Here is a 24736-nt window from a genome sequence, read left to right as displayed (position 1 = left end):
AGGCCTCGGACACCAACCGCAGCCTTAGGGGGCGTTGAAGAACAGCACAAACATCAGCAGCACCATGAGTGGCCACAGTACGGCCACCACCACGCCCCACGCGAGCGCGGTATTTCGCAGCCATGCCGCACACCCCACCGCCGCGGAAATGAAGATCCACGGCCACGCCTGCCCCAGCATGGATATCGAACCGATCGTCTGGATCGCAATTGAGATCACGATGGCAGCCCAGCCGAGGATGAGAATCAGCTTGTCTATTGCGCCAGTATTCATTAGTGCCACGTACAACTCTTGTGGTCAAGCCAGAAAATAATCACTTCGGCCGCGATCTGACCTTTTTTACCTACCCCTGGGGCTTAGTGGTCACGGTCCACTTCGTTCCGGAGATTCCGGTCGCAACCGCAGTCCCCGAATCCATGCCTTGCATAGCACCAATCATGCCGCTGGCATGCTGCATCGATAGCATCAATCGGCGCCCCTAGGTCGCTATGTCCCTTGCCATACCAGTTGCCGTACCGCGGCCACGTGGATGGATCGAACCAGCTCCGATAGCCTATGTCTCTCTCCCGGTAGAGCTCGTTGAGTGCTTCTGCCACGTCCAAAGCTTCATCAGATACCCCCGTACTACGCGCCCTAGAAGTATCTATATGGATACTGTCACCAGGTCCGGGTTCGACAAATGGTTGCAATTCCTGCTCAATCTTGGTGGGCGTCACGCCTGGATTGATGTCCACCGACACTGAGCAGCCAGTACTAGCTTGGGCAATACCACCTCCGGAATAGATGGCAATACCGCACAACACAGCGGCAGCTTTTTTAGTAAAGCTGTTCACCATAGTAGCCCTCTTCGGTAGCTAAGCTCCTAGTTCTAGTGTCATTACCTCAACTGATTCCACGCCGCTATTGGGGGATTTTTTACCTTGTGCATTTCAGGCATGTGACGGCTTGGCTACCTAGCCGGTGGTGTGGAGTAGAGACGCGGCAGGAAGCCTTCGAGGGCCGCAAGAGGGAAGCCGCCAATCAACCCATGTGACACCCTCGGCTCCCGGGGAGGATTGTGACAGTGCCGTGCCTCTGGACAGTGAGAAAGTAATCGGCGGCAAGTTCGATCTCCTGCGGAGAGCACGTGTGGCTTCGCAGAACAAGATAAACACACCCTCAAACAAGAGGAACCGCGTGCCGAATGCTTTTAGCCGTGCAGGCGAGCAGCAGCTGTGCTCAGTGCTGCGGCAACGGAAGCCTCCGAGGTCGGGCCGAACCCCATGGCCCAGGCCCGCTTGTTGTTCTCGCAGGTGTAGATGAAGGTGACGGTGGCTTCGAAGATTTCGAACTGGTGGTAGCTGAGGATCTCGACGCGGCGGCCCATATCGGCCAGCAGGTTGGTGACAGCAGAGCAGGCGCCGGTGGCGATGATCTCGTGGGTGGAGTCGATGCGGGCCCCAGAGCTGGTGTCGGTGATGTGGGCGGTGTAGCGGTAGCGGCCGCCGCGCAGGTTCTCACTCTCCAGGTGAGTGATGCGCATATCGCCCAGCGGGGCGTAGGTGGCGGCAAAGGTGCGCCATTCCATGCCGCGAGCCTCCTCGCGCAGACCGCGCGGCAGGCGGTGGCCGAAACGGGCGCGGAAGGGGTCCTCGGCAAAAGTGCGGGAGGTGGTGCGCTCGGCGGGGATCGGAGTGTGCGTGCTCGCCGGGGTAGGACGGCGGTGGTACTCGATGATGGTGGAGCGCTGAGACTGGGGAGCGTAGGTGGTGGTGGGCATGACGCCGGATCACATTCCTTTACAACGGAGCGAAAAACAACGGTGTGAAGGACTGAAAATTTCATCGCCTACGATGAGGCGGTTCTGGGGGTCTTAACGACTACTGCCTTGTGCGGAGGTTTCAGTCCTCGCTGTGCGCTCCTCCGCCAAGGTGCGTAGCCTTCAGTACTCGTACGCCCTTGAGTCCGGCGGCTCGAAGGGCCACGCTCTCACGGGGTGCGCGTGCGTTCGCGGCTAGGGCGCGAAGGCTGTGTGCTTGGCGGATGATCATGTGGGGCATAGTAAGCCGTGTCACATGACGGTGGCAAATGTTAGTCAGACGTAGAATGGGATGGGGGTACCCACAGGGTGGGATGGCGTGGTCGCGTCTCGGTCCCTGTGGCCCCTCGTCCGGCCGCGCTTTAGTGGCCGTAGTTCTGCAGGAAGAGCGTCTCTGCAACGGCGATGGAGAGGATCTCCTCCGGATCGACCGACTCATTGGGGGAGTGAATGGTGCAGGAGGGCTCCTCCACGCCGAAGAGGGCGATCTCGGCCTCGGGGAACTTCTCCTGCAGCTTCGAGGTGAGCGGAATCGAGCCGCCGGAGCCAATCACCACGGTCTCCTTGCCCTCATAGGCTGCAGAGAGGGCCTCGCCAAGCACGCTGAGTGTGGTGCTTTCCGGGGCGGTGGAGAAGGGCGAATTCACGTCAAAGACGCTGATGTCCACGTGCGCGCCCCAGGGGGTGTGGTTGATCAGGTGCTGCTTCAGAGCCTCGGCTACCTCCGCGGAGTCCAGTCCGGCGGGCACGCGCAGATTCAGCTGCGCCTCGGCGGTGGCGGGCACGGCATTGACGGCCTCGCTCACTGGGGTGGAGGTGAAGCCGATGATGCTCACGGCGGGACGCGCCCAGAGCATGTCCGCGGGGCTATCGTCCTCGGTGCCCATGATCTGGGTGCCCTCAAGCATGCCGGCGTCGGTGCGGAAGGTCTCGCGATCATAATCCATGCCCTGCCACTTCGCGGTGCAGTCCACGCCCTCGATCACGGTGCGGCCATGCTCATCGCGGAGCGAGTCCAGCATGCGCATGAGCGCGGCCACCGCGTCCGGTGCGGCGCCGCCGAAGGAGCCGGAGTGCACGGCTGTGGCGAGCGTATCGACCTTCACGTTCAGTAGTGCTCCGCCGCGCAGCGAGGTGGTGAGGGTGGGCACGCCCACGCCGGCGTTACCGGAGTCCGCGATGAGGATGGCGTCAGCGGCGAAAAGCTCGGGGCGTTCGTCGATAAGCGCATCGAGGCCGGCGCCGCCGCGCTCCTCGGATCCTTCGATAACCACCTTGATATTGCAGGACAGTCCGCCGATCTCCGCGAGGGCGCGCAGCACGGCGAGGTGCATCACGAGGTTGCCCTTGCAGTCTGCGGCGCCGCGGGCGAACCAGCGGCCGTCCCGCTCGGTAAGGGTGAACGCATCCGAGGCCCAGGCGCTCGGATCGCCGGCGGGGACCACATCATAATGCGAATAGAGCAGCACCGTGGGCGCGGAATCATCGATCACCTTGGTGCCGATGAAGGTGCGCGTGCCGTCGATGGTGTCATAGGCGGTCACGTCCAGCCCGTGCTCGCGTAGGGCGGCCAGCACCCAGTCGCCAGCGGCGGTGTGCTCATCTTTGAGCTCCTCCACGCTGTGCACAGAGTTGAAGGAGCAGAGCTCAGACAGATCGGAAAAAATACGGCTTTTTTGCTTCTCGACGCTTGCTCGCGCCGCAGTAGGTGTAGTCATGGTGACCAGCGTACGCGGCACTCCGGTGTTCTTGCACTCAGTAGGGTAGAGTGCTAAAACAGGTCTTAGCACTTGGACATTTCGAGTGCCAGCCTAGAACAAAAGAAACAACGATAAACGCGGGTGAAGTTGGCATCACCAACACTCACCAACTGCAGCCGTCGCGGGCGCCCGCCGATATCGACGCTTGAGTGTCGTCCCTTAACTTGTATATAAGGAGCACTAAAACAACATGGCAAAGATCATCGCTTTTGATGAGGAAGCACGCCGTGGCCTAGAAAAGGGCCTGAACACCTTGGCTGACGCCGTGAAGGTGACCCTCGGCCCCAAGGGCCGCAACGTGGTTCTGGAGAAGAGCTGGGGTGCGCCGACCATTACCAATGACGGCGTGTCCATCGCGCGCGAGATCGAGCTCGAAGAGCCTTATGAGAAGATCGGCGCCGAGCTGGTCAAGGAAGTTGCGAAGAAGACTGACGATGTCGCCGGTGACGGTACCACCACCGCTACCGTGCTGGCCCAGGCTCTCGTCTCCGAGGGTCTGCGTAACGTCGCCGCTGGTTCCAACCCCATGGGCATCAAGCGCGGTATCGAGAGCGCCGTGAAGGCCGTGACCGAAAAGCTGCTCGAGGGTGCTAAGGAAGTAGAAACCCAAGAGCAGATCGCCGCGACCGCCGGCATCTCCGCTGCGGACCCCGCTATTGGCGCCAAGATCGCCGAGGCTATGTACGCCGTCGGCGGCGGCAAGCTGAACAAGGAATCCGTCATCACCGTCGAGGAGTCCAACACCTTCGGTGTGGATCTCGACGTCACCGAGGGTATGCGCTTTGATAAGGGCTACATCTCCGGCTACTTCGCTACCGACATGGAGCGCCAGGAAGCCGTCCTCGAGGATCCCTACATCCTGCTGGTCTCCGGCAAGATCTCCAATATCAAGGATCTGCTGCCGCTGCTGGAGAAGGTCATGCAGTCCGGCAAGCCGCTGCTCATCATCTCCGAGGATGTCGAGGGCGAGGCCCTGTCCACCCTCGTGGTGAACAAGATCCGCGGCACCTTCAAGTCCGTCGCCGTGAAGGCCCCGGGCTTCGGCGATCGCCGCAAGGCCATGCTGCAGGATATGGCTATCCTCACCGGCGGCCAGGTCATCTCCGAGGAGGTCGGCCTCTCCCTCGAGACCGCCGACATCCCGCTGCTGGGTACCGCCCGCAAGGTTGTGGTGACCAAGGACGAGACCACCATCGTTGAGGGTGCCGGTTCCGCCGAGCAGATCGAGGGTCGCGTCAACCAGATTCGCGCCGAGATCGAGAACTCCGACTCCGAGTACGACCGCGAGAAGCTGCAGGAGCGCCTGGCCAAGCTGGCCGGTGGCGTGGCAGTGATCAAGGTCGGCGCCGCCACCGAGGTGGAGCTCAAGGAGCGCAAGCACCGCATCGAGGATGCCGTGCGCAACGCCAAGGCTGCCGTGGAAGAGGGCATCGTTGCCGGCGGTGGCGTGGCCCTGCTGCAGGCCGCCCACGTGCTGGACTCCGACCTGGACCTCAGCGGCGACGAGGCTATCGGCGTGAAGATCGTGCGCGCCGCACTCTCCGCTCCGCTGAAGCAGATCGCCGAGAACGCCGGCCTGGAGCCGGGCGTGGTGGCCGATAAGGTCTCCAACCTGCCCGTCGGCGAGGGCCTGAACGCCGCTACCGGCGAGTACCAGAACCTCATGGAGGCCGGCATCAATGACCCGGTGAAGGTCACCCGCTCTGCGCTGCAGAACGCTGCCTCCATCGCGGCTCTGTTCCTCACCACCGAGGCCGTCGTGGCCGACAAGCCGCAGCCCGCTGGCTCCGGTATGCCGGACGCCGACGCCATGGGTGGCATGGGCGGCATGATGTAAGCATCACCGCTCACACGCACTAACAAGCCTCAGATCCCGCACGGGTCTGGGGCTTGTGTGCTGTGCGCTAGCATCGGCAATCATGAACGCACCACGCATGAGGGTATCCATTGTGTCCGCGGGAGCAGTGGGCACAGCCATCGGGGAGAAGCTCGCCGCCGTCGGCCACCGCGTCGATTACACGGCCGCCCCCGCCACGGCGGCGGAGAACGCCCAGCTGCTGGTGCTCGACGTTGCCGATAGCGACCTAGAGGCGGCGGTGGCCGAGCTCCTGCCACACGTGCAGCCGCGGCAGATCGTGCTGCACACCGCCGCCAGCCACGGGGTAGGGGTGCTGCAGCCGCTGGCCGAGCGCGGCGCGCTGACCATCGCCGCTCATCCCGCCATGATCCTCACCGATACCACCGCCGCTGCGGCGCGCCTCGATGGCTGCGGCTGGGGTGTGAGTACGCGCGATGAGCTCGCCGCTACCGTCGCGGAACTCCTCATCACCGAGATGAATGGCCATGCCATCGCCATCGCCGAGCAGCAGCGGGAACTCTACGCCGCCGCCATGACCCACGGCTCCCACCATGCGGCGGCGATCGCTGCCCAGACCGCCGAGCTTCTCGAGCAGTGTATGGATGCCCCCTCGACTCGGGGCGCGCAGCTGCTCAGCGAGCCGCTTGTGCAACAGAGCATGAGCCTCGCGCTCAAGGGAGCATTCGTGCCCGCCGCCCCTGCGGATGCCGCCACCGTAGAGCGCCAGTTGGCTGCCATCGGCGCTGGTCCAGCCCGTGACAGCTATGTGGCCTTAACCCGGGCGCTCGCGGCGCAGAGCGCTCCGGCAGCGGTGTGGGAGGTGCTCGAGGCGGCGTCGACAAGCGAAGAAAAGGATTTCCGCTTTTGTCCAACGCAGCAGCGATCTCGGGACTAGACTGATTGGTATGGCTGACAAGAAAAAGAAGGATGAAGAGCTGCCCGTCATCGACCTTGCGGCAACCGAGGGTTATTACGTTGATGACTCGGATGAGGATGATCCGGTACTCGTTAAGCCCGATGGCAGCCCGGTGGATACGTGGTTTGAGAACTATCCCTATGACGACCGGATGAGCCGCGATGAGTACGAGCACGTCAAGCGCGCTCTCCAGATCGAGCTCTTGAAGTGGCAGAACTGGACTAAGGACACCGGCCAGGCGCACATCATTCTTTTCGAAGGCCGCGACGCCGCTGGTAAGGGCGGCACGATTAAGCGTTTTAATGAGCACCTCAACCCCCGCGGTGCCCGCACTGTGGCCTTAGAGAAGCCCTCGCCGCGCGAGTCCACCTCCTGGTATTTCCAGCGTTATATCGAGCACTTCCCGTGCGCCGGCGAGATCGTATTCTTCGACCGCTCCTGGTACAACCGCTCCGGTGTGGAGCGCGTGATGGGCTTCTGCACCGAGGCGCAGCACGCCGAGTTCCTCCGCGAGGTGCCCATGCTGGAGAACATGATCATGGGCTCCGGTATTTCCCTGACCAAGCTGTGGTTCTCCGTGACCCAGAAGGAGCAGCGCACCCGCTTCGCGATTCGCCAGGTCGATCCCGTGCGCCAGTGGAAGCTCTCGCCGATGGACCTCGCATCTTTGGATAAGTGGGATGATTACACCCGCGCCAAGGAGGAGCAATTCCGTTACACGGACACCGATGAGTCGCCGTGGATCACCATTAAGTCCAATGACAAAAAGCGCGCCCGCATCAACGCCATGCGCTATGTGCTGAGCAAGTTCGAATACACCGGCAAGGATCACGAGCTGGTGGGCGAGCCCGATCCGCTGATCGTGCGTCGCGGCCGCGATCAGATCGGGGACTAACCCCTATTCACGACACCAGGCGCCACCTGTCGGTGGCGCCTGTGGCGTTTCTCGAGTGTTTCTCGAGGGCCGGCTCAGCGGGTCTGCGGTTCGATCGGATTGCCCTGCCAGCGGGAATGGGGCGGCACCTGATCGCCGCGCATCACCAGCGAGGCTGGACCCACGGTGGTGCCTTCGCCGATCGTGCTGGCGGGCAGCGCCACGGAGTGCGCCCCCAAGGTGGCCCCGTCGCCAATGCTGACGGTATCGAGGCTCATCACCCGGTCTTGGAAGAGGTGGGTCTGCACCACGGTGCCCGGTCCCACAGTGGCTCCGGCCCCCACATGGCAGAGATCCGCCTCGGGGAACCAATAGGACTCGATCCACGCGCCGCGGCCAATATCCGCCCCGAGGCTGCGCAGGCACAGCGAGAGCGTTCCCGTGCCGAGAGCGTGGGTGAGAATCCACGGCGCCGCCACTGTTTCCACGAAGGCGTCTTGCAGCTCGTTGAGCCACACAAAGCGGCTCCACAAGGGATGGTCCTCGGCGCGGATGGCGCGCACGCACAGCCATTTCATCGCCGCGGTCACCGCCATGGCCACCGCCCCGGCGGCCATGAGTAGCAGCCCGCCGCAGAGAACGAGCACCACCGCAGCGCCCGGGCCCAGCGCGAGCAGCAGGGCCTGCAGCGCCGCCGCCACTGCCACCGCGAGTGTCGCCGAGGTCATCGGGGCTAATAGCCGCAGGGTTTCCACGACACCGCGGCGCGCTTTGAGCGAGGTGGGTGGATCATAGGTCACGGTCGTGCCCCCGCCGGCGCAGGCCTCGACGCGGCGCATGCGCTCGGGCGGGGAGCCCCACCAATTGGATCCTGCCTTCGGCTTCTTCGGCGTGGAGGACAACACCGCCACCAGGGAGTTCTTGCTTAGCTTCCGGCCGGGCCCGGTCACACTGGAGTTGCCGAGGAAGCTTCTCTTGCCCACCTTGCAGCGATCCACATACAGCCAGCCGCGGCCGAGTTCATAGCTGGCGATGGAGGTGTCATCGGCGAGGAAGGCGCCATCGCGCACCTCGGTGAGGGCGGGGATCATCACGGCGGTGGATACCTCGGCATCAGTGCCGATGCGGGCGCCGAGACTGCGCAGCCACACGGGGGTGAGCTGCGCGGCATAGAGCGGAAAGAGATAGTGGCGGGCATCATCCATGAGTCGGTGGATGGTCCACGCCCGCCAGCCGCCCACCGAGCGCACCGGCACCACCCCGGGTGTTAAACCGAGCTGGAGCGCGCGTACCAGCACCCAGATCTCCACGGTCAGGGCGGCAAATGCCACCAGTGCCCCCAGCGGGGCGGCGGCGAGGGCCATCAGCACGGTGGAGACAGAGCCAGGCGCGAGTTGGGTAGCGCCTGCCACCACGGTCGCACCACCAGACAGGGCCAGGATGGGCACGAGTCCAAGGAGTAGGGAGGTGAGATAGTACACCGGCACCCAGCGGGCATTGCGCGGCGGCGGCGAATCCGGGAAGTCATCCTTCGGCTTGCCCACCTTTCGGGCCGGCGAGCCCGCCCAGCGGGACCACTTCTTCACCTTCTTATCGCCGGTCACACACGATCCCGGCTCCACCTGGGCGCCTTCGGCGATGCGGGTGCCCGGCAGCAGCACCGAACGGGCGCCCACCCTGGCATAGGCGTCGATGCGCACCGGGCCCACGTGCAGGGTATCGCCATCGAGCCAATAGCCGGATAGCTCTACCTCCGGCTCCACACAGCAAAAATCGCCGAGGCGCAGCAGCCCCGTGACGGGGGCGGGGGTGTGCAGGTTCACGCCCTTGCCCACGCGGGCGCCCAGCATGCGGGCGAAGCTCACCGTGAACGCCGCCGAGGAGATCGATCGGGCGCCACAGACATCCGCTACCCGTTCCGCCGCCCAGATGCGCAGGTGCACACTCCCGCCGCGCGGATAGTCCCCGGCCGTGATGCCGCGGGTGAGCAGCCGAATGATGCCGGCCGCAAGCGGCAGCCGTCCCAGCGGAGTGAGAAAGACCAGCGCGCACAGCAGCGATAGCTGCCAGGGCACCGGCACCGCCCAGTCCACCAGCGGCGTCCCGCTCGGGAGGGAGAGGAGGGTATTGATAATGAAGAGCCAGCTCACCCACTGGGCGGCCCGCAGCGCCATCACCGGGATCTGAATGAGCTCTTGGGCTAGGCGGCTGCGGCGAGACACCGGGGCGCAGGCGCGCCGGGAGCTGGTGTCCTCCGGCACCGGGGTGCCGAGGCTGTCGAGATAATCGGCGAGCGCCCCGAGGCGCGGCCGGTCATAGAGATCCCGCACGGACATGGTGGGGATGCGTTCACGGATTCGGCCCACTAGGGTGGCGGCGGCAAGCGAGGTGCCGCCTAAGGAGAAGAAGTCCGCCTGCGGCCCGTCCACGGCCACGCCGAGCACGTCTACCCACACGGTGGCGAGCCAGCGCTCGGTCTCGCTCATGCCCTCGCTATGCACGGTGGCGCTCGGCAGTGGCCAAGGCAGGGCGCGCTTGTCTACCTTGCCGGCGGTGGTGACGGGCAGCTCCTCCATCACATGCATTCTGGGCACCAGCGCGGCGGGCATGAGCTCGGCGAGCCGTTGCTGTGCCCGCGCCATATCGAATCCGGCGGCGGGATCGTCGAGGGAGACATAGCCCACCAGCACGGAATCACCGCCGCCGGTTTTTTGCACCACCACCGTGGAGGAGCGCACATTCTCCACGCTGGATAGCCCCGCATCCACTTCGCCGAGTTCGATGCGGCGGCCGCCGATTTTCACCTGATCGTCTATACGGCCCACAAAATACAGGCCGTCTTCTTCTAGGCGCACGTGATCGCCGGAGGCATAGGCCCGCTCCCAGCCGAGGGCGGGCAGCGGGGCGTATTTTTCGGCGTCCTTGGCTGGGTCGAGATACCGAGCCAGCCCCACACCGCCGATGATGAGCTCGCCTACCTCGCCGACAGCCACCGGCTCGCCGGCGCTATCGACCACCGCCAGATCCCAGCCATCCAGCGGCAGCCCGATACTCACGGGCCGGCCGGGTTGGAGCTGGGTGCCGCAGGCCACCACCGTCGCTTCGGTGGGGCCATAGGTATTCCACATTTCGCGCTGCGGGGTGGCGAGCCGCTCGATGAGCTCCTGGGAGCAGGCTTCGCCGCCGACGATGAGCAGGCGCACATTATCTAAAGCCTCATCCGGCCACAGCCCCGCGAGGGTCGGCACGGTGGAAACCACGGTGATGCCGCGGCGAATCAGCCACGGCCCGAGGTCCATTCCGGAGCGCACCAGCGAGCGCGGGGCCGGCACGAGGCAGGCGCCGTGCCCGAAGGCCAGCCACATTTCCTCGCAGGAGGCGTCGAAGGCCACCGAGAGTCCAGCCAGCACGCGGTCCTCGGGGCCGAGCGGGCCGCCCGGGGAGTCCACAAGGAACCAGCGGGCCTCGGCGTCCACGAAGGCGGCGGCGCTGCGATGCGTCACGGCCACCCCCTTCGGGGTGCCGGTGGAGCCGGAGGTGAAAATGATCCACGCATCATCGTCCACGGTGGGCGGGCCGGGCGGATAGGCCTGTGGCAGCGGTGTGACGAGTCGCAGGCCCGCGGCGTCGATAAGCGCATCGATATGCGCCTCGCCAAAGACCAGCGCGGCACGCTCGGCGGGATCATCGGCGTCCACCGGTACGTAGGCCGCGCCGGCCAGCAGCGTGCCCAGAATGGCCACATAGAGCTGGGCGCTTCCCGACGCCATCTGGATGCCCACCCTGGCGCCGCGGCCAATACCGAGAGCTTGTAGCTGCTCGGCGGTGGCGCGCACCTCGGTCATGAGCTCGGCATAGGTGAGCACGGTGCCGTCGTCGATAGCGGCAGCCTGCGGATGGGCGGCGGCGGTGGCGCTGAGGATATCAATAAGTGTGCGCGCCTCGGGGGCGCGCACACGGGCACTATATTGGGGCAGCAGCACGCCGATTAGTCCTCGTCGGAGGCCTCGGCGGCCATGATGGCCTTGGCCAGTTTGCGGAGGTGCTTGAGCTGCTTATTCGTGGATTCGTCCAAGGCGCGATCCTCGGCTGCAGCCATGATCTCGGCGAGGTGATCGCGGGCCTTAGTGCCCTTCTTGGTGGTGGTGACGATCTGGCGGCGGCGATCCTGTTTATCGCGCTCGCGCTTCACCCACTTCTTTTCTTCGAGGGCGTCGATGAGCCGCACCATATCGGAGGCGTCCATGGAGAGGATGTCGCAGAGCTTGGACTGGCTGGAGGCGCTCGCCGTGGCGAGACAGCACAATACCCAGTACTCCCGCAGGTTGGTGTTTTCTTCCTGCAGCGCCGCCTCGACCTCGTCGCGGGTGCGTCTGCGGAGCCGTTCTAATTGAAAAGAGGGGGATTCAAGCAACATCTGGGGGAGGTCAGGATGTATGGCCATAGCCACAAGTGTAGCCAACCGAACCTAAAAAAGGGCGCATAGCAGCAAAAAGGAGCCGGCCCGCCCCCTTCGATCTCCACTTCGAAGGGAGGAACCGACTCCTCATACCTGATCCTAGACAGATCACATCTGTCATACAAGAATGCTCTACTTGCCGTAGCGTTCCACGGAGTCCTGCAGGATCTTCTCGGCCTCGGCCTTGTTGCCCCAGCCGGAGCCCTGAACTTCCTTATTGGGCTCGAGATCCTTGTAGTGCACGAAGAAGTGCTCGATCTCCTCGCGCAGGGACTGCGGCACATCCTCGATATCCTGGATGTCGTCCCAGCGGACATCGTCGATCACGCAGAGCAGCTTGTCATCGCCGCCGGCCTCATCGGTCATCTTGAATACGCCGACGGGGCGGGCTTCCACGATCACGCCGGGGAATACGGGCTCGGGCAGGATCACCAGCGCGTCCATGGGGTCGCCATCCTCGCCCAGGGTGTGGTCAATGAACCCATAGTCCAAGGGGTAGGCCATCGGGGTGAACAGGTAGCGGTCTAGGTACACCTTGCCGGACTCGTGGTCCACCTCGTACTTATTGCGGGAGCCCTTGGGAATCTCGATGGTTACTTCAACAGACATGGTGTGAGCTGCAGCCCCTTTCGGCTGGAAACGTTCGGGTTGTTCATACTGCGACCCTCTGGAGGGTCTGCTCCTATCGTAGCGTGGCCTATAATCGCTCGGGTACGTGCGGCGGATAAGAGTGCGCATAGGAGTTAAAGGGAAGAGATGTCTGCGAAGGCGAAGAGTTCTAAGACGTGGTGGGTCACCTCCATCGTTGTGGCCGGCGCCGCGGTGGGCTCCATCGCTGGGGTGGGCATCGATGCCTATGTGACCGAGCGCGGTCTCAGCCACCCCGAGGTGGTGAGCGCGCACGCCGTGACGGGAAGTTTCCGCGCCGCCGAGCCGAGTACCGAGGTAGACAATGGGCAGCTGGGCGCCCAGGTGGCCGAGCTGGCCAGCGATCCGCGCCTGGGCTCTTTCGCCGGGGTGCTCACCGATACCACCACGGGCGAGCAGGTGTGGTCGCTCAACCCCGATGAGCAGATGCGACCGGCCTCCGCCACCAAGCTGCTCACTGCCGCGGCCGCGCTCATCGCGCTGGGCGAGGATGATCGGCTCAGCACCACCGTTCACGACGCTGGCGAGGGCACCGTGGTGCTCAAGGCCGCGGGCGATGTGATGCTCAATGACGCCATGCTCGACCAACTCGCCGCGCAGCTCTCCGGGGTTCCGGTGGAGGCCGTGGCCATGGACACCTCCGTGTGGCCGGAGGAGGAATTCAGTTCGAAGTGGAATAAGAGCGATATTGGTGGCGGCTATATCGCGCCCATGCAGCCGATGATGCTCAATGGCGCCCGCATGGGGGCCGACTCTGGCGATGTGCCGCGCTCCACCACCCCGGCGGAGGATGTGGCCCACGCCTTGGCGGAGAAGCTGGGCGTGGAGTTTGTGGGCACCGCGGAGGCCACCGGCCCGACCTTGGCGAGCGTGAGCTCCGAGCCGCTGGCGGTGCGGCTGCACACCATGATGGTGCATTCGGACAATGTGATGGCCGAAGCCTTTGGCCGGGAGGTGGCGGTGCACACCGGCTATCCCGCCACCCAGGATGGCTCCCGCGACGCCACTCTGGCGGTGCTGGCGGAGCACGGTATCGACACCAGCGGTATGGATATGGTGGACAATTCCGGTCTGTCCCAACAGAACGCCATCTCCACGGCTGCCTTCGCGCGGGTGCTCACCGCGGTGGCCAGCGACCCAGTGCTGCGCCCCCTGCTGGATACCTTGCCGGTGGCCGGCGGCGAGGGAAGTCTCAGCTCCCGTTTCGGTGGTAGCCCCGGCGAGGGCTGGGTGCGCGCCAAGACGGGCACGCTCACCGATACCGCGGCGCTCGCGGGGCTTATCCCCGCCAAGAATGGCCATAGCTATGCTTTCGCGTTCATCTGCAATGATGCCTCCGTCCTGCCGGCGCGCGCTGGGATGGATGAGATTGCCTCCTCGATCCGTTCCTTCTAGCCCATGCCTACCCACATCGGCGAGATTCCCCTGCCGCGGCGCAGTCCGCACTTTCTTGCTTGTCGACGTCACGTCCGTGCCTTCACCACCCCTGTGGCGGCCATCGGCCTCTCGGGCGGGCCGGACTCCCTCGCTCTCGTGGCGGCCGCCGTCGCCGAGGGGGTGCAGGTGCGTGCGATCTGCGTGGACCATCAGCTGCAGCCCGGCTCCCGCGAGGTGGCAGAACGTGCCGCAGCCACCGCCCGCCGCATGGGGGCGAGTGCCGTGGTGGTGCCCGTCACGGTGGATATCCGCGCCGGTGGGCTGGAGGCCGCAGCCCGGCGGGCCCGCTATGCCGCCCTGCAGCAGCACGCCGATTCCTGGCCGCTGTGGGTGGCCCACACCCTCGATGATCAAGCCGAGACGCTGCTGCTGTCTGCACTGCGCGGCCGGGTGACGGGCATGGCGGCGCGGGATCGCCACGTACACAGACCCTTTCTCGGCCTGCGCCGTGCCGATACCGAGGGCGCCTGCGCGGAGCTGGGCTTATCCCCGTGGCAGGATCCGCAGAATGCGGATACGGGGCTGCGTCGAGTAGCGATCCGCTCTGCGGTGCTGCCGCTCTTGGCTGAGATCACCGGCTCGGATGTGGCGCCTGCCCTCGCCCAGGCCGCCGCCACCGTGCGCGAGGATGCGGACTTTCTTGCTACTCAGGTGCCCGAGATCGACGCCGAGGGGGTGAGCGTGGCGCTGGCCACCGAGCCGCGCCCGCTGCGAGTGCGGGCCATTATTGCGTTCTTGCGCCAGCACGATGCAGCCGTCTCAGCGGCGATCATTGACGCCGTCGATGCGCTCTTGGTGGATTGGCATGGCCAAGGTGGGGTAGCGGTGGGGAAAACATCGGAGGGGCTACGATTGGTCGTGCGCCGAAAAAGTGGCACACTCGTCATGGACGAATCCCCCTAATTAGCAGCTAGGAACCATCATGGAATCTGCCAAGGACATCGCCGTTCCCGCGGGCAAGTATCACGACGACATCGAAGACGTGATCATTGACGAAAACACCCTGCAAGCACGCATCCGAGAGCTCGCCGACATGGTGAGCAAGGAGTATGCCGACATTGAGGATGACCTCGTGCTGGTGTGCGTGCTCAAGGGCGCGGTGTATTTCATCACCGATTTCTCCCGCGAGCTCTCCATTCCCGCGCAGATGGAGTTCATGGCGGTCTCCTCCTATGGCAACTCTGTGTCCTCCTCCGGCGTGGTGCGCATCCTCAAGGATCTGGACCGCGATATCGCCGGCAAGCACGTGCTCATCGTGGAGGACATCATCGACTCCGGGCTCACCCTCTCGTGGTTGATGAAGAACCTCAGCAACCGCCAGCCCGCCTCCCTCAAGGTGGTCACGCTTTTGCGCAAGCCGGAAGCTGTGTCCGCCAAGGTGGAGCTTCTCGACGTCGGCTTTGACATCATCAATGCGTTCGTTGTTGGCTATGGCCTCGACTATGCCGAGCGCTATCGCGATCTGCCGTATATCGGTTTGCTCAAAGAACGCGTGTATAAGGACTAAACTCAAAGACCTCATATGAAGAACAAAAAGATCCTCAATATCGGGCTCATCGCTGCGGTTGTGCTGGTGGGGCTGTTCCTCATCGTGCAGCTCACTGACGATACCCGCTCCTACCGCGAGGTAGACACCTCCGTGGCGCTCACCCAGCTCACTGACAAGAACGCCAAAGAGGTGCGTATCGATGACCGCGAACAGCGGGTACTCATCGAGCTGAAAGAACCCATCTCCGTGGACAAAACCGAGGGCGTGGAGAAGGTCCAAACCCAGTACCCGGCCCGCACCGCTCCGGAGATCTTCGATCGCGTCACCAAGGCCGAGCCGGAAAAATTCACCACTAAGGTCACGCGGGATTCCTTCATCGGTTCGATGCTGACGATGATGCTGCCGCTGTTGCTCATCTTTGCCCTCATCATGTTCTTCTTCAGCCGCATGCAGGGTGGCGGCATGGGTCCCTTCGGTTTCGGTGGCTCCAAGGCCAAGGAACTCACCAAGGACATGCCCACCAACACCTTCGAGGATGTGGCCGGTGCGGATGAGGCTGTGGATGAGCTCCACGAAATCAAGGATTTTCTGCAGGATCCCAGCATCTACGAGAAGCTGGGGGCAAAGATTCCCCGCGGCGTGCTGCTCTACGGCCCGCCCGGTACTGGTAAAACCCTGCTGGCTCGCGCCGTCGCCGGCGAGGCCGGGGTTCCGTTCTACTCCATTTCCGGCTCCGACTTCGTGGAGATGTTCGTGGGCGTGGGCGCCTCGCGCGTTCGTGACCTGTTCAAACAGGCCAAGGAGAATAGCCCCTGCATCATCTTCGTCGATGAGATCGACGCCGTCGGCCGCCAGCGCGGCGCCGGCATGGGCGGCGGCCACGATGAGCGCGAGCAGACCCTCAACCAGTTGTTGGTAGAGATGGACGGCTTCGGCGACCGCCAGGGCGTGATCCTCATGGCCGCCACCAACCGCCCCGATATCTTGGACCCGGCCCTGCTGCGTCCGGGGCGCTTCGACCGCCAGATCCCGGTGACCAATCCAGACTTGAAGGGCCGCGAGAAGATCCTCGAGGTTCACGCCAAGGGCAAGCCCTTCGCCCCCGATGCTGATCTCAAGGCGCTGGCCAAGCGCACCGCCGGTATGTCCGGCGCGGACCTAGCCAATGTGCTCAACGAGGCCGCCCTGCTCACCGCGCGTGTGGGCGGCAGCGTGATCACCGCCGATGCCCTCGAGGAGGCCACCGATCGCGTGATCGGCGGCCCGCGACGATCCTCCAAGGTGATCTCCGAGCAGGAGAAGAAGGTCACCGCCTATCACGAGGGCGGCCACACTCTCTCCGCGTGGGCGCTGAAGGATATTGAGCGGGTGTACAAGGTGACCATCCTGGCGCGCGGCCGCACCGGCGGTCATGCCATGACGGCCCAAGAAGACGATAAGGGCATGTACAACCGCAAGGAGCTATTCGCTCGGCTCGTCTTCGCCATGGGTGGGCGCTCCGCCGAGGAACTCGTCTTTGGTGCCCCCACCACGGGCGCGTCCTCCGATATTGAGCAGGCCACCAAGATCGCCCGGGCCATGGTGACCGAGTACGGCATGTCTCCTGAGCTTGGCCTCGTGAAATACGGGGAGGAACAGGGCGATCCCTTCGCCGGCATGGGCCGCGGCGGCTCAATCGAATACTCCGAGAAGGTGGCCGCCACCATCGACGACGAGGTGCGCTATCTGCTGCGCAAGGCGCACGAGACGAGCTACCGCATCCTGCGCGAGCACCGCGACACCCTCGATGCCCTGGCCTATAAGCTGCTGCAGAAGGAAACCCTGCGCCGCCCCGATCTGGAGGCCTTGTTCACCGATATCGAGCCCCGCGGGGTGGAAGAGGTCTTCCCCTCCGAGGACATCGACTTCCCAGCTCAGCTCGACCGCGAACCGGTGAAGACCCCCGTGGAGGAGGCCATCGAGCGCGGTGAGGAACCGCCGCGGCCGTTCTCTCTCCTCGAGGCGTCGAAGGCAGCGAGGGCGCGTCGTGAAGCGGAGATGGCCAAGCGCCAGCAGGAGCTTTCTCCCGTCGCCCCCGAACAGGGCCCGTGGACTCCGAAGTCCGGCTCCACCCCCAACTACGGCACCCCGCCGCCGAAGGGCTGGACCGTGCCGGGGTGGCCGCAGCAACAGCAGCCGCAGCAGCAACCAGAGCAGCAGCCGGACCCGCAGAAGCAGCACCCGGGCGTGGAAAACTACGGCGAGAACACCGAGGTCATTGGTTTCCGTCTGCCGGAGCGTGAGCGCCCCGATGAGGACGAGCACTATAACGGCAGCCACCGGGCGCAGGAGTAATAAGCGATGAGCGAGCACGAGTTTGATGCCGACCGCATTGAGCGTGCGGTGCGCGAGATCCTGATCGCTATCGGTGAAGACCCGGATCGTGAGGGCCTCGCTGCCACCCCAGGCCGGGTGGCGCGCGCCTATGAGGAGATCTTCGCCGGGCTGCGCGAGGATCCCGCCGACGTGCTAAACACCACCTTTGATGAGGGGCACCGAGAGCTGGTGCTGGTGCGCGATATTCCTATCTATTCGATGTGCGAGCATCATCTCGTGCCCTTCTATGGGCGCGCCCACATCGGCTATATCCCAGGTGCCAGTGGCGCCGTCACCGGCCTGTCCAAGCTGGCCCGGCTGGTGGATCTTTATGCCAAGCGCCCGCAGGTGCAGGAGCGGCTGACCACCCAGGTGGCCGATGCCCTCGTGCAGAAGCTGGGCGCGCACTCGGTGATCGTGGTGATCGAGTGCGAGCACATGTGCATGGGGATGCGCGGTATCCGTAAGCCCGGTGCCATGACCACTACCTCGGCGGTGCGTGGCGGTTTCCAACGCTCCGCCGCCTCGCGCGCCGAAGTCCTCAGCCTGATCCGCGGATGCTAGGAATACTGTCATGACCACCCTCGCTTCCCTTCGTCACCCGCACCGTTCCACGGTGATGGGCATCGTGAACGTCACCGAGGATTCCTTCTCGGATGGCGGCAAGTATCTCGACCCCGAGGTGGCGGTGCAGCACGCCCGCCGGCTCGTGGCTGAGGGCGCGGACATCATCGACGTCGGCGGGGAATCCACCCGCCCCGGCGCCACGCGGGTGGATCCCGTGCTGGAACGTGAGCGGGTGGTGCCGGTGATCGCGGCTCTGCACGCTGCGGGGATTAAGACCTCCGTGGATACCATGCGTGCCAGCGTGGCCGCGGCCGCCGCAGCGGCAGGGGTGGATCTGATTAATGATGTCTCCGGCGGTCTCGCCGATCCGGAGATGCGCGCCGTGATGGCCGAGACAAACCTGCCGGTGTGCCTCATGCACTGGAAGGCCGCGACCTTCGGCAATGCCTCCGGCGCCGCGCACACCCCGGGCAGCGTGGTGGAGGACGTGCGCCGCGCTCTCGCCGAGCTCACCACCGCCGCCATCGACGCTGGGATACGGCCGGAGAACATCACGGTAGATCCGGGACTGGGTTTCGCTAAAACCGCCTTGGATAACTGGCAGCTGTTGCACAACCTAGATGTGTTTACCTCCGGCGAGTTCCCCGTGCTGGTGGGGGCTTCCCGTAAGCGCTTCCTCACTGCCATTCGCGTGGGGCGCGGCCTCGAATCCGCGCCGGATCCGGCCACGGCCGCCGTCACCGCGATCGCCGCGCAGCAGGGCGCGTGGTGTATTCGCGTGCACGATGTGGCGGTATCGCGCGATGCCGTGGATGTGGCCCAGTTGTGGAATCACCCCAGCGATGTGGAGGAGGGCTAGTGGCTGATCGCATTGAACTCACTGGGTTGGAGGCCACCGGCTATCACGGGGTCTTCGACTTCGAGAAGCGCGAGGGCCAGCGCTTCATCGCCGATATCACCTGTTGGTTGAACTTTCCCCGTGAGGACAAGCTCGCCGGCACCGTGCACTATGGCGAGCTCGCCGAGCTGGCCCACGCCGTGCTCACCGGCCCGCCCGCCGATCTCATCGAGACGGTGGCCTCCACGATTGCCGAGCGCGCCATGGACACCTTCCCGCAGTTGCATGCCATCGAGGTGCGCATCCATAAACCCGAGGCCCCCATCGATCTGCCCTTCCGCGATGTGGCCGTGGTGGCTCGTCGCTCTCGGAGGAAGTAGGTGGCTATGCGTGCGGTGATCTCGATCGGCTCGAACACGGGCGCTTCCCGACAGCATCTGGCCAGCGTCCTTCACGAGTTCGAGGAGGAGCTGGTGGCCTGCTCCTCGCTTTACGCCACCCCGCCCTGGGGTGTGGAGGATCAGCCGGACTTTCTCAACGCGGTGCTCATCGTGGACACCGAGTCCTCCCCGCGGGAGCTGCTCGCCCGCGGCCAGGAACTTGAGGCCCGCGCCGAGCGGGTGCGCCTGCGCCGCTGGGGCCCGCGCACCCTGGACGTAGACATCGTGGACATCGAGGGCTTCAGCAGCACAGATCCCGTGCTCACGGTCCCGCATCCTTATGCCCATCAGCGCGGCTTTGTGCTCATTCCATGGCACGAGATCGCTCCCGACGCCGTCCTCGGCGGTAGCTCCGTGAGCGCGCTTATCGACGCTCTCCCAGCCGCCGACCGCGCCGCCATTACTCCGATCGATAAGGTGATCGCATGAAACGCACCCGCATTTCTTTGCTGCTGGCTGCCGGCGGCTTCACCGCGCTCGCCGGGGTGATCCTGACCTGGGGGCGCTATGGCTCCTTGGTGACCGTCTCGGCCGCGGCTTCGGTGACGCTCTGGGCGATGGCGTTGATCTGCGTGGTTTTGGGCAGAAGGGTGCGCGAGAACGTCGATCACAGCAATATCGGCATGGACCGATCCCAGCTCAACCCCACCACCGCGGCCCTGTGGCTGGTGGTGGCGAAGGCGTCGGCGTGGACCGGCGCGATTGTGGGCGGCTGGTATGTGGGCATGGCCACGTTCGTGGTGCCCAAGGCCGCCACGCTCACCGCCGCCCAGAATGATCTGCCGGGGGTCGTGACCTCCGCCGCGGCGGGCGTGGCTTTGGCCGCCGCGGGAATATATCTCGAGCGTGGATGCAGCGTGCCGCCCTCAGCAGATGGAGAACCCGCCTGACGTGCCGCGCGGGCTCAGCCCACGAGAAGGTAGTTTTAGGTAGATTAAGGACTCATGAGCTCCCCGACCCCTCCTGAAGAACAGCAGCACGCCGAACAAAGTGACAAAGGCCAGATCGCGCTGATCGTGTTGGTGGTGCTGGCACTTGCCGCCAGCTTGCTCATGTTGTTCATGAACAATGACGCGATGATGAAGCTCGCGGTGCTCGCCGCTCTCTGGGCCGCGGTGTTGGGCTTTTTCCTTGTGTTCCGCTATCGCAACCAGGTTGAGGAGGCGACTGCGGCGCTAAACGTGCAGCGGGATCTTTATGAGGAGAAGTTGGAGCGCGAGCGCGCCGATCACCGCGCCGAGCAGCTGGAGATCGAACAGGATTATCTCGAGGCCCTCCGCGAGGAGCGCGACGAGAACATCGCCATTATGCGGGAGCAGCTCGATATCGTGCGCGAGCAGCTGGAGCGGCTAACTGGTCAGGTCTACTACGAGCCGACCACGCTCAGCGCCGCCGCCGAGCGCATTCACGAGATCGAGGAGGCTTCCAGTATCCGCTGGGATCCGCAGCCGGAGCAGCCCCGCAGCTCTTCGCCCTTTGATGCGGAGACCACCGTGTTCGATCGCGTCGAGGAGACCCCGGAGCCCGAGCCTGCACCGGAACCGGAACCGGAGCCCGAGCCGGAGCCGGAGCCGGAGCCCGAGCCGCTGTGGGAGCCCGAACCAGAACCGGAACCCAAACCTGAGCCCGCACCGGAGCCCGAGCCCGTGTGGGCCCCTGCCCCCGAGCCGGAGCCGGAGCCCTCGCACCATGGCCGCCGCCGCGCCGATGAGCGCAGCGGGTCGGTGTCTGTAGCTGATCTGCTGAAGAATTTCAATAAATAATGGCTTTTGAACCTGGTGCAGCACGGGTGATCGATTCCCCCGAGATGCTGCGCACCTTCGCTTCCGCTATGCGTAAAACGGGCCGCCCCGTCGTGCTCGTGCCGCTGAGTGAGTCTTGGGCGCCACAGCATGTGGCCTTGGTGCGTGCCGCGCGCACGGTGCCGCGTGCCGTTGTGGTGGTAGTGGGGGACTGCCCCGAAGAGCATGCCCGCGAGCTGGGCGTGGATGCCCTCGCCGCCGAGCTGGCCCCGCCGGCGCTGAGCGTGCGCCTCGATGCCCCGAGTCTTGAGCCGCTGGAAGCGCGCCTGTCTGCGATGCTTCGCCTGCTGGTGCTGGTGAATCCGCATCAGGTGGTGCTCAGCGAACGCGATTTTGAGTTCATGCTGCTCACCCAACGCCTGATCTCCGAGTATGGTTTCGCCACCGCGGTGCGCGGGGTGCCGCCGACTCGTTCCGCTGCGGGCGTGGCTCTGCAGCCCGCCCTGGCCGAGCTGTCTGCGGAGCAGGTTGATCGGGCCACGGTGCTGTCTGCGGCCCTGCTGGCTGCCACGCACCGCGCCGAGGAGGGCGCCGCAGCGGTGCTCGCCACCGCCCGCGAGATTCTCTCGGGGATGGACGTGGAGTATGTGGAGCTGCGCGATGCCCGCACCTTCGGCCCAGCCCCCGAGCGCGGCGAGGCCCGCCTGCTCGTGGCCGCCACTATTGACGGGGTGCGGCTCATCGATAATGTCGGCGTGCCCGTCGGCATCGGGTTTAAGAACCTCAGCGAGGACTAAACACGGAAAAATCGGTGTAAAATCTATAAGGGTATATTCACCTTCCTCTTTCTAGGAGTTACCCATGGATTCCTCCACCGTCGCCCTTGGCGTGCTGAGCGATCTTCCCATCGCCCGCGAAGCCACCACCTCCCGCGTCCTCGTCAATAACGAGCACCTGCGCACTGTCGTCTTCAGCTTCGACGCCGGCCAGGTCCTCACCGAGCACGCCTCTCCCCGCGCCGTCGTCGTGCAGCTTCTCGACGGCCGCCTGAGCTTCACCGTTGCCGGCGAGGAGCACGAGATGCACCCCGGCGACGTGATCTATCTCGCCCCCAATGAGCGCCACGCCCTCGAGGCCCTCGAACCCTCACATATGAGCCTCGTGATGGTGGATGTCAATGCCACGTAAAGGGCCCGCCGAAAAATACCTGCAAGGGCACTGGCTGCTGGCCAGCATGGGCAAGCGCGTGCTGCGCCCCGGAGGTATCGAGCTGACCACCCGCCTCATCGAGGCCGCGCAGCCCACCTCCTCCGACCGCATTGTGGAGCTCGGGCCCGGAGTGGGGCGCACCGCCGAGATACTGCTGGCGACACATCCTCGCAGTTACCGCGGCGTGGACCCTAATCCCGCGGGCAGCGCCCAGCTGGCCGAGGTGCTGCGCGGCCACCCCGAGGCCGAGCAGGTGGTGGCAGATGCCCGCTCCCACGAGCTGCCCGATGGCTCCGCCGATCTGGTGGTGGGGGAGGCCATGCTCACCATGCTCAGCACCGAGGATAAAAAGGCAGTCATGGAGCGAACCTATCGTCTCCTTGCCCCCGGTGGCCGCTATGCGATCCACGAGCTCGCCGTCTCGGGCGACAATGCCACCGAGGTGTCGCGGGAGATTTCGCGCAGCATCAAGGTGGGTGCGCGCCCACTACCGGCTGAGGAATGGCAGCAGCTGCTGGAGGAGGCCGGCTTCGAGGTAGTTGCTACCGACACCAGCCCCATGCGGCTCTTGGAGCCCTCCCGCATCATCGCCGATGAAGGACTTGGTGGGGCGCTACGCTTCTTCTACCGCGTCCTCCGTAACCCCACTGCGCGGCGCCGTATTATGCAGATGCGCTCGGTATTTCGGCGACACCGTGAGCAGCTCTCGGCGGTGGCTTTCGTGGCACGCAAAGGCTGCTAGGCTAAGCATTTGTGACGCAAGCGAATTCTCATCCTGTTGTGGTCGTCGATTTCGGCGCCCAGTATGCACAGTTAATTGCGCGCCGCGTGCGCGAGGCGAATATTTATTCCGAGGTGGTGCCCCACACAGCCACGGCTGAAGAGATCAAGGCCAAGAACCCGGCCGCATTGATTCTCTCCGGTGGGCCCTCCTCGGTGTACGCCGAAGGAGCACCGCGGCTCGATTCCGACATCTTTGAGCTCGGCCTGCCGATCTTCGGCATCTGCTATGGCTTCCAGTACATGACCGCCAGCCTGGGCGGCACCGTGGCAGCCACTGGCGCCCGCGAGTATGGCCGCACCGATCTCACTGCCACCGAGGGCGTGCTTCACGCTGGGCTCGAACCCACCCACAAGGTGTGGATGAGCCACGGCGATGCCGTGACCGAGGCCCCTGCGGGTTTCGCCGTCACCGCCACTACCGCCGGTGCGCCGGTTGCCGCATTTGAGAACGTCGATAAGCGCATGGCCGGCGTGCAATATCACCCCGAAGTCATGCACTCGCCGCATGGCCAGGAAGTGCTCGAACGCTTCCTCACGGAGATCGCTGGGCTGGAGCAGAACTGGACCGCCGAGAACATCGCCACCGAGCTCATCGACGCCGTCCGTGAACAAGTGGGCGAGCAGGGCCGCGCGATTTGCGGCCTCTCCGGCGGCGTGGACTCCGCCGTCGCCGCCGCGCTCGTGCAGCGCGCCATCGGCGATCGCCTCACCTGCGTGTTCGTAGACCACGGGCTTTTGCGCGCCGGGGAGCGTGAGCAGGTAGAGCAGGACTTCGTGGCCGCTACCGGCGCCAAACTGGTGACCGCGCACGAGGCCGATGCCTTCCTGGGCAAGCTCAAGGGCCTCACCGATCCGGAAGATAAGCGCAAGGCCATCGGCCACGAGTTCATCCGTTCCTTCGAGCGCGCCGTCGCCGGTGTGCTGGAGGATGCCCCCGAGGGCTCCAGCGTGGACTTCCTCGTGCAGGGCACCCTGTACCCGGATGTGGTGGAGTCTGGCGGAGGTTCCGGCACCGCCAATATTAAGAGCCACCACAACGTGGGCGGTTTGCCCGATGACGTGGAGTTCCAGCTCGTCGAGCCGCTGCGCCTGCTGTTCAAGGACGAGGTGCGCGCGGTGGGCCGCGAGCTGGGCCTGCCCGAGGAGATCGTGGGCCGCCAGCCCTTCCCCGGCCCCGGCTTGGGCATCCGCATTATCGGTGAGGTCACCGAGGATCGCCTCGAGACTCTCCGCAAGGCGGATCTCATTGCCCGCACCGAGCTCACCGCAGCCGGTCTTGACGCTGAGATCTGGCAGTGCCCCGTGGTGCTGCTGGCCGATGTTCGCTCGGTGGGCGTGCAGGGCGATGGCCGCACCTATGGCCACCCGATCGTGTTGCGACCGGTCAGCTCCGAGGACGCTATGACCGCGGACTGGACCCGCCTGCCCTATGACGTGCTGGAGAAGATCTCCACCCGCATCACCAACGAGGTGGAGGACGTCAACCGCGTGGTCTTGGACGTCACCTCCAAGCCCCCAGGAACTATCGAGTGGGAGTAACGGGCTCATCGTCCTTCGGGATGA

23 protein-coding genes are annotated in these 24736 nt (G+C 64.8%); 17 read left to right on the top strand and 6 right to left on the bottom strand.

Annotated elements, in window-relative coordinates:
- Nucleotides 1–24: 24 nt before the first annotated feature.
- From GBB18_RS06720 to GBB18_RS06710, 3 genes are all read right to left on the bottom strand, one after another.
- On the bottom strand, nt 25–273 hold the full coding sequence (locus GBB18_RS06720) for a hypothetical protein (protein WP_151641163.1): 249 nt from the start codon (nt 271–273) through the stop codon (nt 25–27).
- Nucleotides 274–1189: 916 nt separating this feature from the next.
- Nucleotides 1190–1759: an acetyl-CoA acetyltransferase gene (locus GBB18_RS06715; RefSeq protein WP_151641162.1), complete on the bottom strand. Its 570-nt coding sequence runs from the start codon at nt 1757–1759 to the stop codon at nt 1190–1192.
- Between the two features lie 401 nt (nt 1760–2160).
- Nucleotides 2161–3516 (bottom strand): dipeptidase, encoded by a 1356-nt coding sequence (locus GBB18_RS06710; RefSeq protein ID WP_151641161.1) that lies wholly within the window; start codon nt 3514–3516, stop codon nt 2161–2163.
- 232 nt (nt 3517–3748) lie between these two features.
- Here GBB18_RS06710 and groL point away from each other — a divergent pair, with 232 nt between their 5' ends.
- From groL to ppk2, 3 genes are all read left to right on the top strand, one after another.
- Nucleotides 3749–5395 carry a chaperonin GroEL gene (gene groL / locus GBB18_RS06705; protein WP_151549988.1) on the top strand — a complete coding sequence of 549 codons (1647 nt, stop codon included), beginning with the start codon at nt 3749–3751 and terminating at the stop codon, nt 5393–5395.
- 82 nt (nt 5396–5477) lie between these two features.
- A complete protein-coding gene (locus GBB18_RS06700; RefSeq protein WP_151641160.1) occupies nt 5478–6311 on the top strand; it encodes a DUF2520 domain-containing protein in 834 nt (277 codons plus the stop codon).
- A 10-nt stretch (nt 6312–6321) separates the two neighbouring features.
- The gene (gene ppk2, locus GBB18_RS06695) at nt 6322–7227 is read left to right on the top strand and encodes a polyphosphate kinase 2 (protein WP_151530189.1); all 906 of its coding nucleotides are present in this window, start codon (nt 6322–6324) and stop codon (nt 7225–7227) included.
- A gap of 74 nt (nt 7228–7301) precedes the next feature.
- On the opposite strand, the gene GBB18_RS06690 is transcribed toward ppk2, so the two are convergent.
- The 3 genes from GBB18_RS06690 to GBB18_RS06680 form a co-directional block, all read right to left on the bottom strand.
- Nucleotides 7302–11135: a Pls/PosA family non-ribosomal peptide synthetase gene (locus GBB18_RS06690; protein ID WP_370513265.1), complete on the bottom strand. Its 3834-nt coding sequence runs from the start codon at nt 11133–11135 to the stop codon at nt 7302–7304.
- A 59-nt stretch (nt 11136–11194) separates the two neighbouring features.
- On the bottom strand, nt 11195–11650 hold the full coding sequence (locus GBB18_RS06685; RefSeq protein WP_151549991.1) for a MarR family winged helix-turn-helix transcriptional regulator: 456 nt from the start codon (nt 11648–11650) through the stop codon (nt 11195–11197).
- A 147-nt stretch (nt 11651–11797) separates the two neighbouring features.
- Nucleotides 11798–12274: an inorganic diphosphatase gene (locus GBB18_RS06680; protein ID WP_151549992.1), complete on the bottom strand. Its 477-nt coding sequence runs from the start codon at nt 12272–12274 to the stop codon at nt 11798–11800.
- A 147-nt stretch (nt 12275–12421) separates the two neighbouring features.
- Here GBB18_RS06680 and dacB point away from each other — a divergent pair, with 147 nt between their 5' ends.
- The 14 genes from dacB (at nt 12422) to guaA (ending at nt 24712) form a co-directional block, all read left to right on the top strand.
- Nucleotides 12422–13708, top strand: a complete 1287-nt coding sequence (gene dacB, locus GBB18_RS06675) for a D-alanyl-D-alanine carboxypeptidase/D-alanyl-D-alanine-endopeptidase (protein WP_151641158.1) — start codon at nt 12422–12424, stop codon at nt 13706–13708.
- A 3-nt stretch (nt 13709–13711) separates the two neighbouring features.
- Complete coding sequence (gene tilS / locus GBB18_RS06670; protein ID WP_151641157.1) at nt 13712–14653, top strand: tRNA lysidine(34) synthetase TilS; 942 nt, start codon at nt 13712–13714, stop codon at nt 14651–14653.
- Nucleotides 14654–14672: 19 nt separating this feature from the next.
- Nucleotides 14673–15257 (top strand): hypoxanthine phosphoribosyltransferase, encoded by a 585-nt coding sequence (gene hpt, locus GBB18_RS06665; RefSeq protein ID WP_151549995.1) that lies wholly within the window; start codon nt 14673–14675, stop codon nt 15255–15257.
- A 15-nt stretch (nt 15258–15272) separates the two neighbouring features.
- Nucleotides 15273–17573 carry an ATP-dependent zinc metalloprotease FtsH gene (gene ftsH, locus GBB18_RS06660; protein ID WP_151641156.1) on the top strand — a complete coding sequence of 767 codons (2301 nt, stop codon included), beginning with the start codon at nt 15273–15275 and terminating at the stop codon, nt 17571–17573.
- A 6-nt stretch (nt 17574–17579) separates the two neighbouring features.
- Nucleotides 17580–18158: a GTP cyclohydrolase I FolE gene (folE, locus tag GBB18_RS06655; protein ID WP_151549997.1), complete on the top strand. Its 579-nt coding sequence runs from the start codon at nt 17580–17582 to the stop codon at nt 18156–18158.
- A 10-nt stretch (nt 18159–18168) separates the two neighbouring features.
- On the top strand, nt 18169–19020 hold the full coding sequence (gene folP, locus GBB18_RS06650) for a dihydropteroate synthase (RefSeq protein WP_151641155.1): 852 nt from the start codon (nt 18169–18171) through the stop codon (nt 19018–19020).
- Nucleotides 19020–19379: a dihydroneopterin aldolase gene (gene folB / locus GBB18_RS10770; RefSeq protein ID WP_151549999.1), complete on the top strand. Its 360-nt coding sequence runs from the start codon at nt 19020–19022 to the stop codon at nt 19377–19379. The genes folP and folB overlap by 1 nt, the downstream gene beginning before the upstream one ends.
- 6 nt (nt 19380–19385) lie before the next feature.
- Entirely contained in the window at nt 19386–19868 is a 483-nt protein-coding gene (folK, locus tag GBB18_RS10765) for a 2-amino-4-hydroxy-6-hydroxymethyldihydropteridine diphosphokinase (RefSeq protein WP_151641154.1), read from the top strand.
- A complete protein-coding gene (locus GBB18_RS06635) occupies nt 19865–20329 on the top strand; it encodes a DUF3180 domain-containing protein (protein ID WP_151641153.1) in 465 nt (154 codons plus the stop codon). Before folK ends, GBB18_RS06635 begins: the two co-directional genes overlap by 4 nt.
- Nucleotides 20330–20383: 54 nt before the next feature.
- Nucleotides 20384–21202: a DUF6779 domain-containing protein gene (locus GBB18_RS10655; protein ID WP_192795957.1), complete on the top strand. Its 819-nt coding sequence runs from the start codon at nt 20384–20386 to the stop codon at nt 21200–21202.
- Complete coding sequence (locus tag GBB18_RS06625; RefSeq protein WP_151550002.1) at nt 21202–21978, top strand: pantoate--beta-alanine ligase; 777 nt, start codon at nt 21202–21204, stop codon at nt 21976–21978. The genes GBB18_RS10655 and GBB18_RS06625 overlap by 1 nt, the downstream gene beginning before the upstream one ends.
- Nucleotides 21979–22042: 64 nt before the next feature.
- On the top strand, nt 22043–22369 hold the full coding sequence (locus tag GBB18_RS06620) for a cupin domain-containing protein (RefSeq protein WP_151641152.1): 327 nt from the start codon (nt 22043–22045) through the stop codon (nt 22367–22369).
- The gene (locus GBB18_RS06615; RefSeq protein ID WP_151641151.1) at nt 22353–23132 is read left to right on the top strand and encodes a class I SAM-dependent methyltransferase; all 780 of its coding nucleotides are present in this window, start codon (nt 22353–22355) and stop codon (nt 23130–23132) included. The genes GBB18_RS06620 and GBB18_RS06615 overlap by 17 nt, the downstream gene beginning before the upstream one ends.
- Nucleotides 23133–23143: 11 nt before the next feature.
- On the top strand, nt 23144–24712 hold the full coding sequence (guaA, locus tag GBB18_RS06610; RefSeq protein WP_151550005.1) for a glutamine-hydrolyzing GMP synthase: 1569 nt from the start codon (nt 23144–23146) through the stop codon (nt 24710–24712).
- Nucleotides 24713–24736: the final 24 nt, after the last annotated feature.

Source organism: Corynebacterium sp. 11A (genome assembly GCF_008930935.1).
GTDB lineage: Bacteria > Actinomycetota > Actinomycetes > Mycobacteriales > Mycobacteriaceae > Corynebacterium > Corynebacterium megadyptis.
The sequence above is the reverse complement of the archived record's forward strand: the minus strand, read 5'-3'. Positions and strand labels throughout refer to the sequence as shown.

Bases quoted from the DNA above. Each gene is read 5' to 3' on its own strand.
- GBB18_RS06720 (WP_151641163.1), bottom strand. From the start codon at position 273: ATGAATACTGGCGCAATAGACAAGCTGATTCTCATCCTCGGCTGGGCT.
- GBB18_RS06715 (WP_151641162.1), bottom strand. From the start codon at position 1,759: ATGCCCACCACCACCTACGCTCCCCAGTCTCAGCGCTCCACCATCATC.
- GBB18_RS06710 (WP_151641161.1), bottom strand. From the start codon at position 3,516: ATGACTACACCTACTGCGGCGCGAGCAAGCGTCGAGAAGCAAAAAAGC.
- groL (WP_151549988.1), top strand. From the start codon at position 3,749: ATGGCAAAGATCATCGCTTTTGATGAGGAAGCACGCCGTGGCCTAGAA.
- GBB18_RS06700 (WP_151641160.1), top strand. From the start codon at position 5,478: ATGAACGCACCACGCATGAGGGTATCCATTGTGTCCGCGGGAGCAGTG.
- ppk2 (WP_151530189.1), top strand. From the start codon at position 6,322: ATGGCTGACAAGAAAAAGAAGGATGAAGAGCTGCCCGTCATCGACCTT.
- GBB18_RS06685 (WP_151549991.1), bottom strand. From the start codon at position 11,650: ATGGCCATACATCCTGACCTCCCCCAGATGTTGCTTGAATCCCCCTCT.
- GBB18_RS06680 (WP_151549992.1), bottom strand. From the start codon at position 12,274: ATGTCTGTTGAAGTAACCATCGAGATTCCCAAGGGCTCCCGCAATAAG.
- dacB (WP_151641158.1), top strand. From the start codon at position 12,422: ATGTCTGCGAAGGCGAAGAGTTCTAAGACGTGGTGGGTCACCTCCATC.
- tilS (WP_151641157.1), top strand. From the start codon at position 13,712: ATGCCTACCCACATCGGCGAGATTCCCCTGCCGCGGCGCAGTCCGCAC.
- hpt (WP_151549995.1), top strand. From the start codon at position 14,673: ATGGAATCTGCCAAGGACATCGCCGTTCCCGCGGGCAAGTATCACGAC.
- ftsH (WP_151641156.1), top strand. From the start codon at position 15,273: ATGAAGAACAAAAAGATCCTCAATATCGGGCTCATCGCTGCGGTTGTG.
- folE (WP_151549997.1), top strand. From the start codon at position 17,580: ATGAGCGAGCACGAGTTTGATGCCGACCGCATTGAGCGTGCGGTGCGC.
- folP (WP_151641155.1), top strand. From the start codon at position 18,169: ATGACCACCCTCGCTTCCCTTCGTCACCCGCACCGTTCCACGGTGATG.
- folK (WP_151641154.1), top strand. From the start codon at position 19,386: ATGCGTGCGGTGATCTCGATCGGCTCGAACACGGGCGCTTCCCGACAG.
- GBB18_RS06635 (WP_151641153.1), top strand. From the start codon at position 19,865: ATGAAACGCACCCGCATTTCTTTGCTGCTGGCTGCCGGCGGCTTCACC.
- GBB18_RS10655 (WP_192795957.1), top strand. From the start codon at position 20,384: ATGAGCTCCCCGACCCCTCCTGAAGAACAGCAGCACGCCGAACAAAGT.
- GBB18_RS06625 (WP_151550002.1), top strand. From the start codon at position 21,202: ATGGCTTTTGAACCTGGTGCAGCACGGGTGATCGATTCCCCCGAGATG.
- GBB18_RS06620 (WP_151641152.1), top strand. From the start codon at position 22,043: ATGGATTCCTCCACCGTCGCCCTTGGCGTGCTGAGCGATCTTCCCATC.
- GBB18_RS06615 (WP_151641151.1), top strand. From the start codon at position 22,353: ATGTCAATGCCACGTAAAGGGCCCGCCGAAAAATACCTGCAAGGGCAC.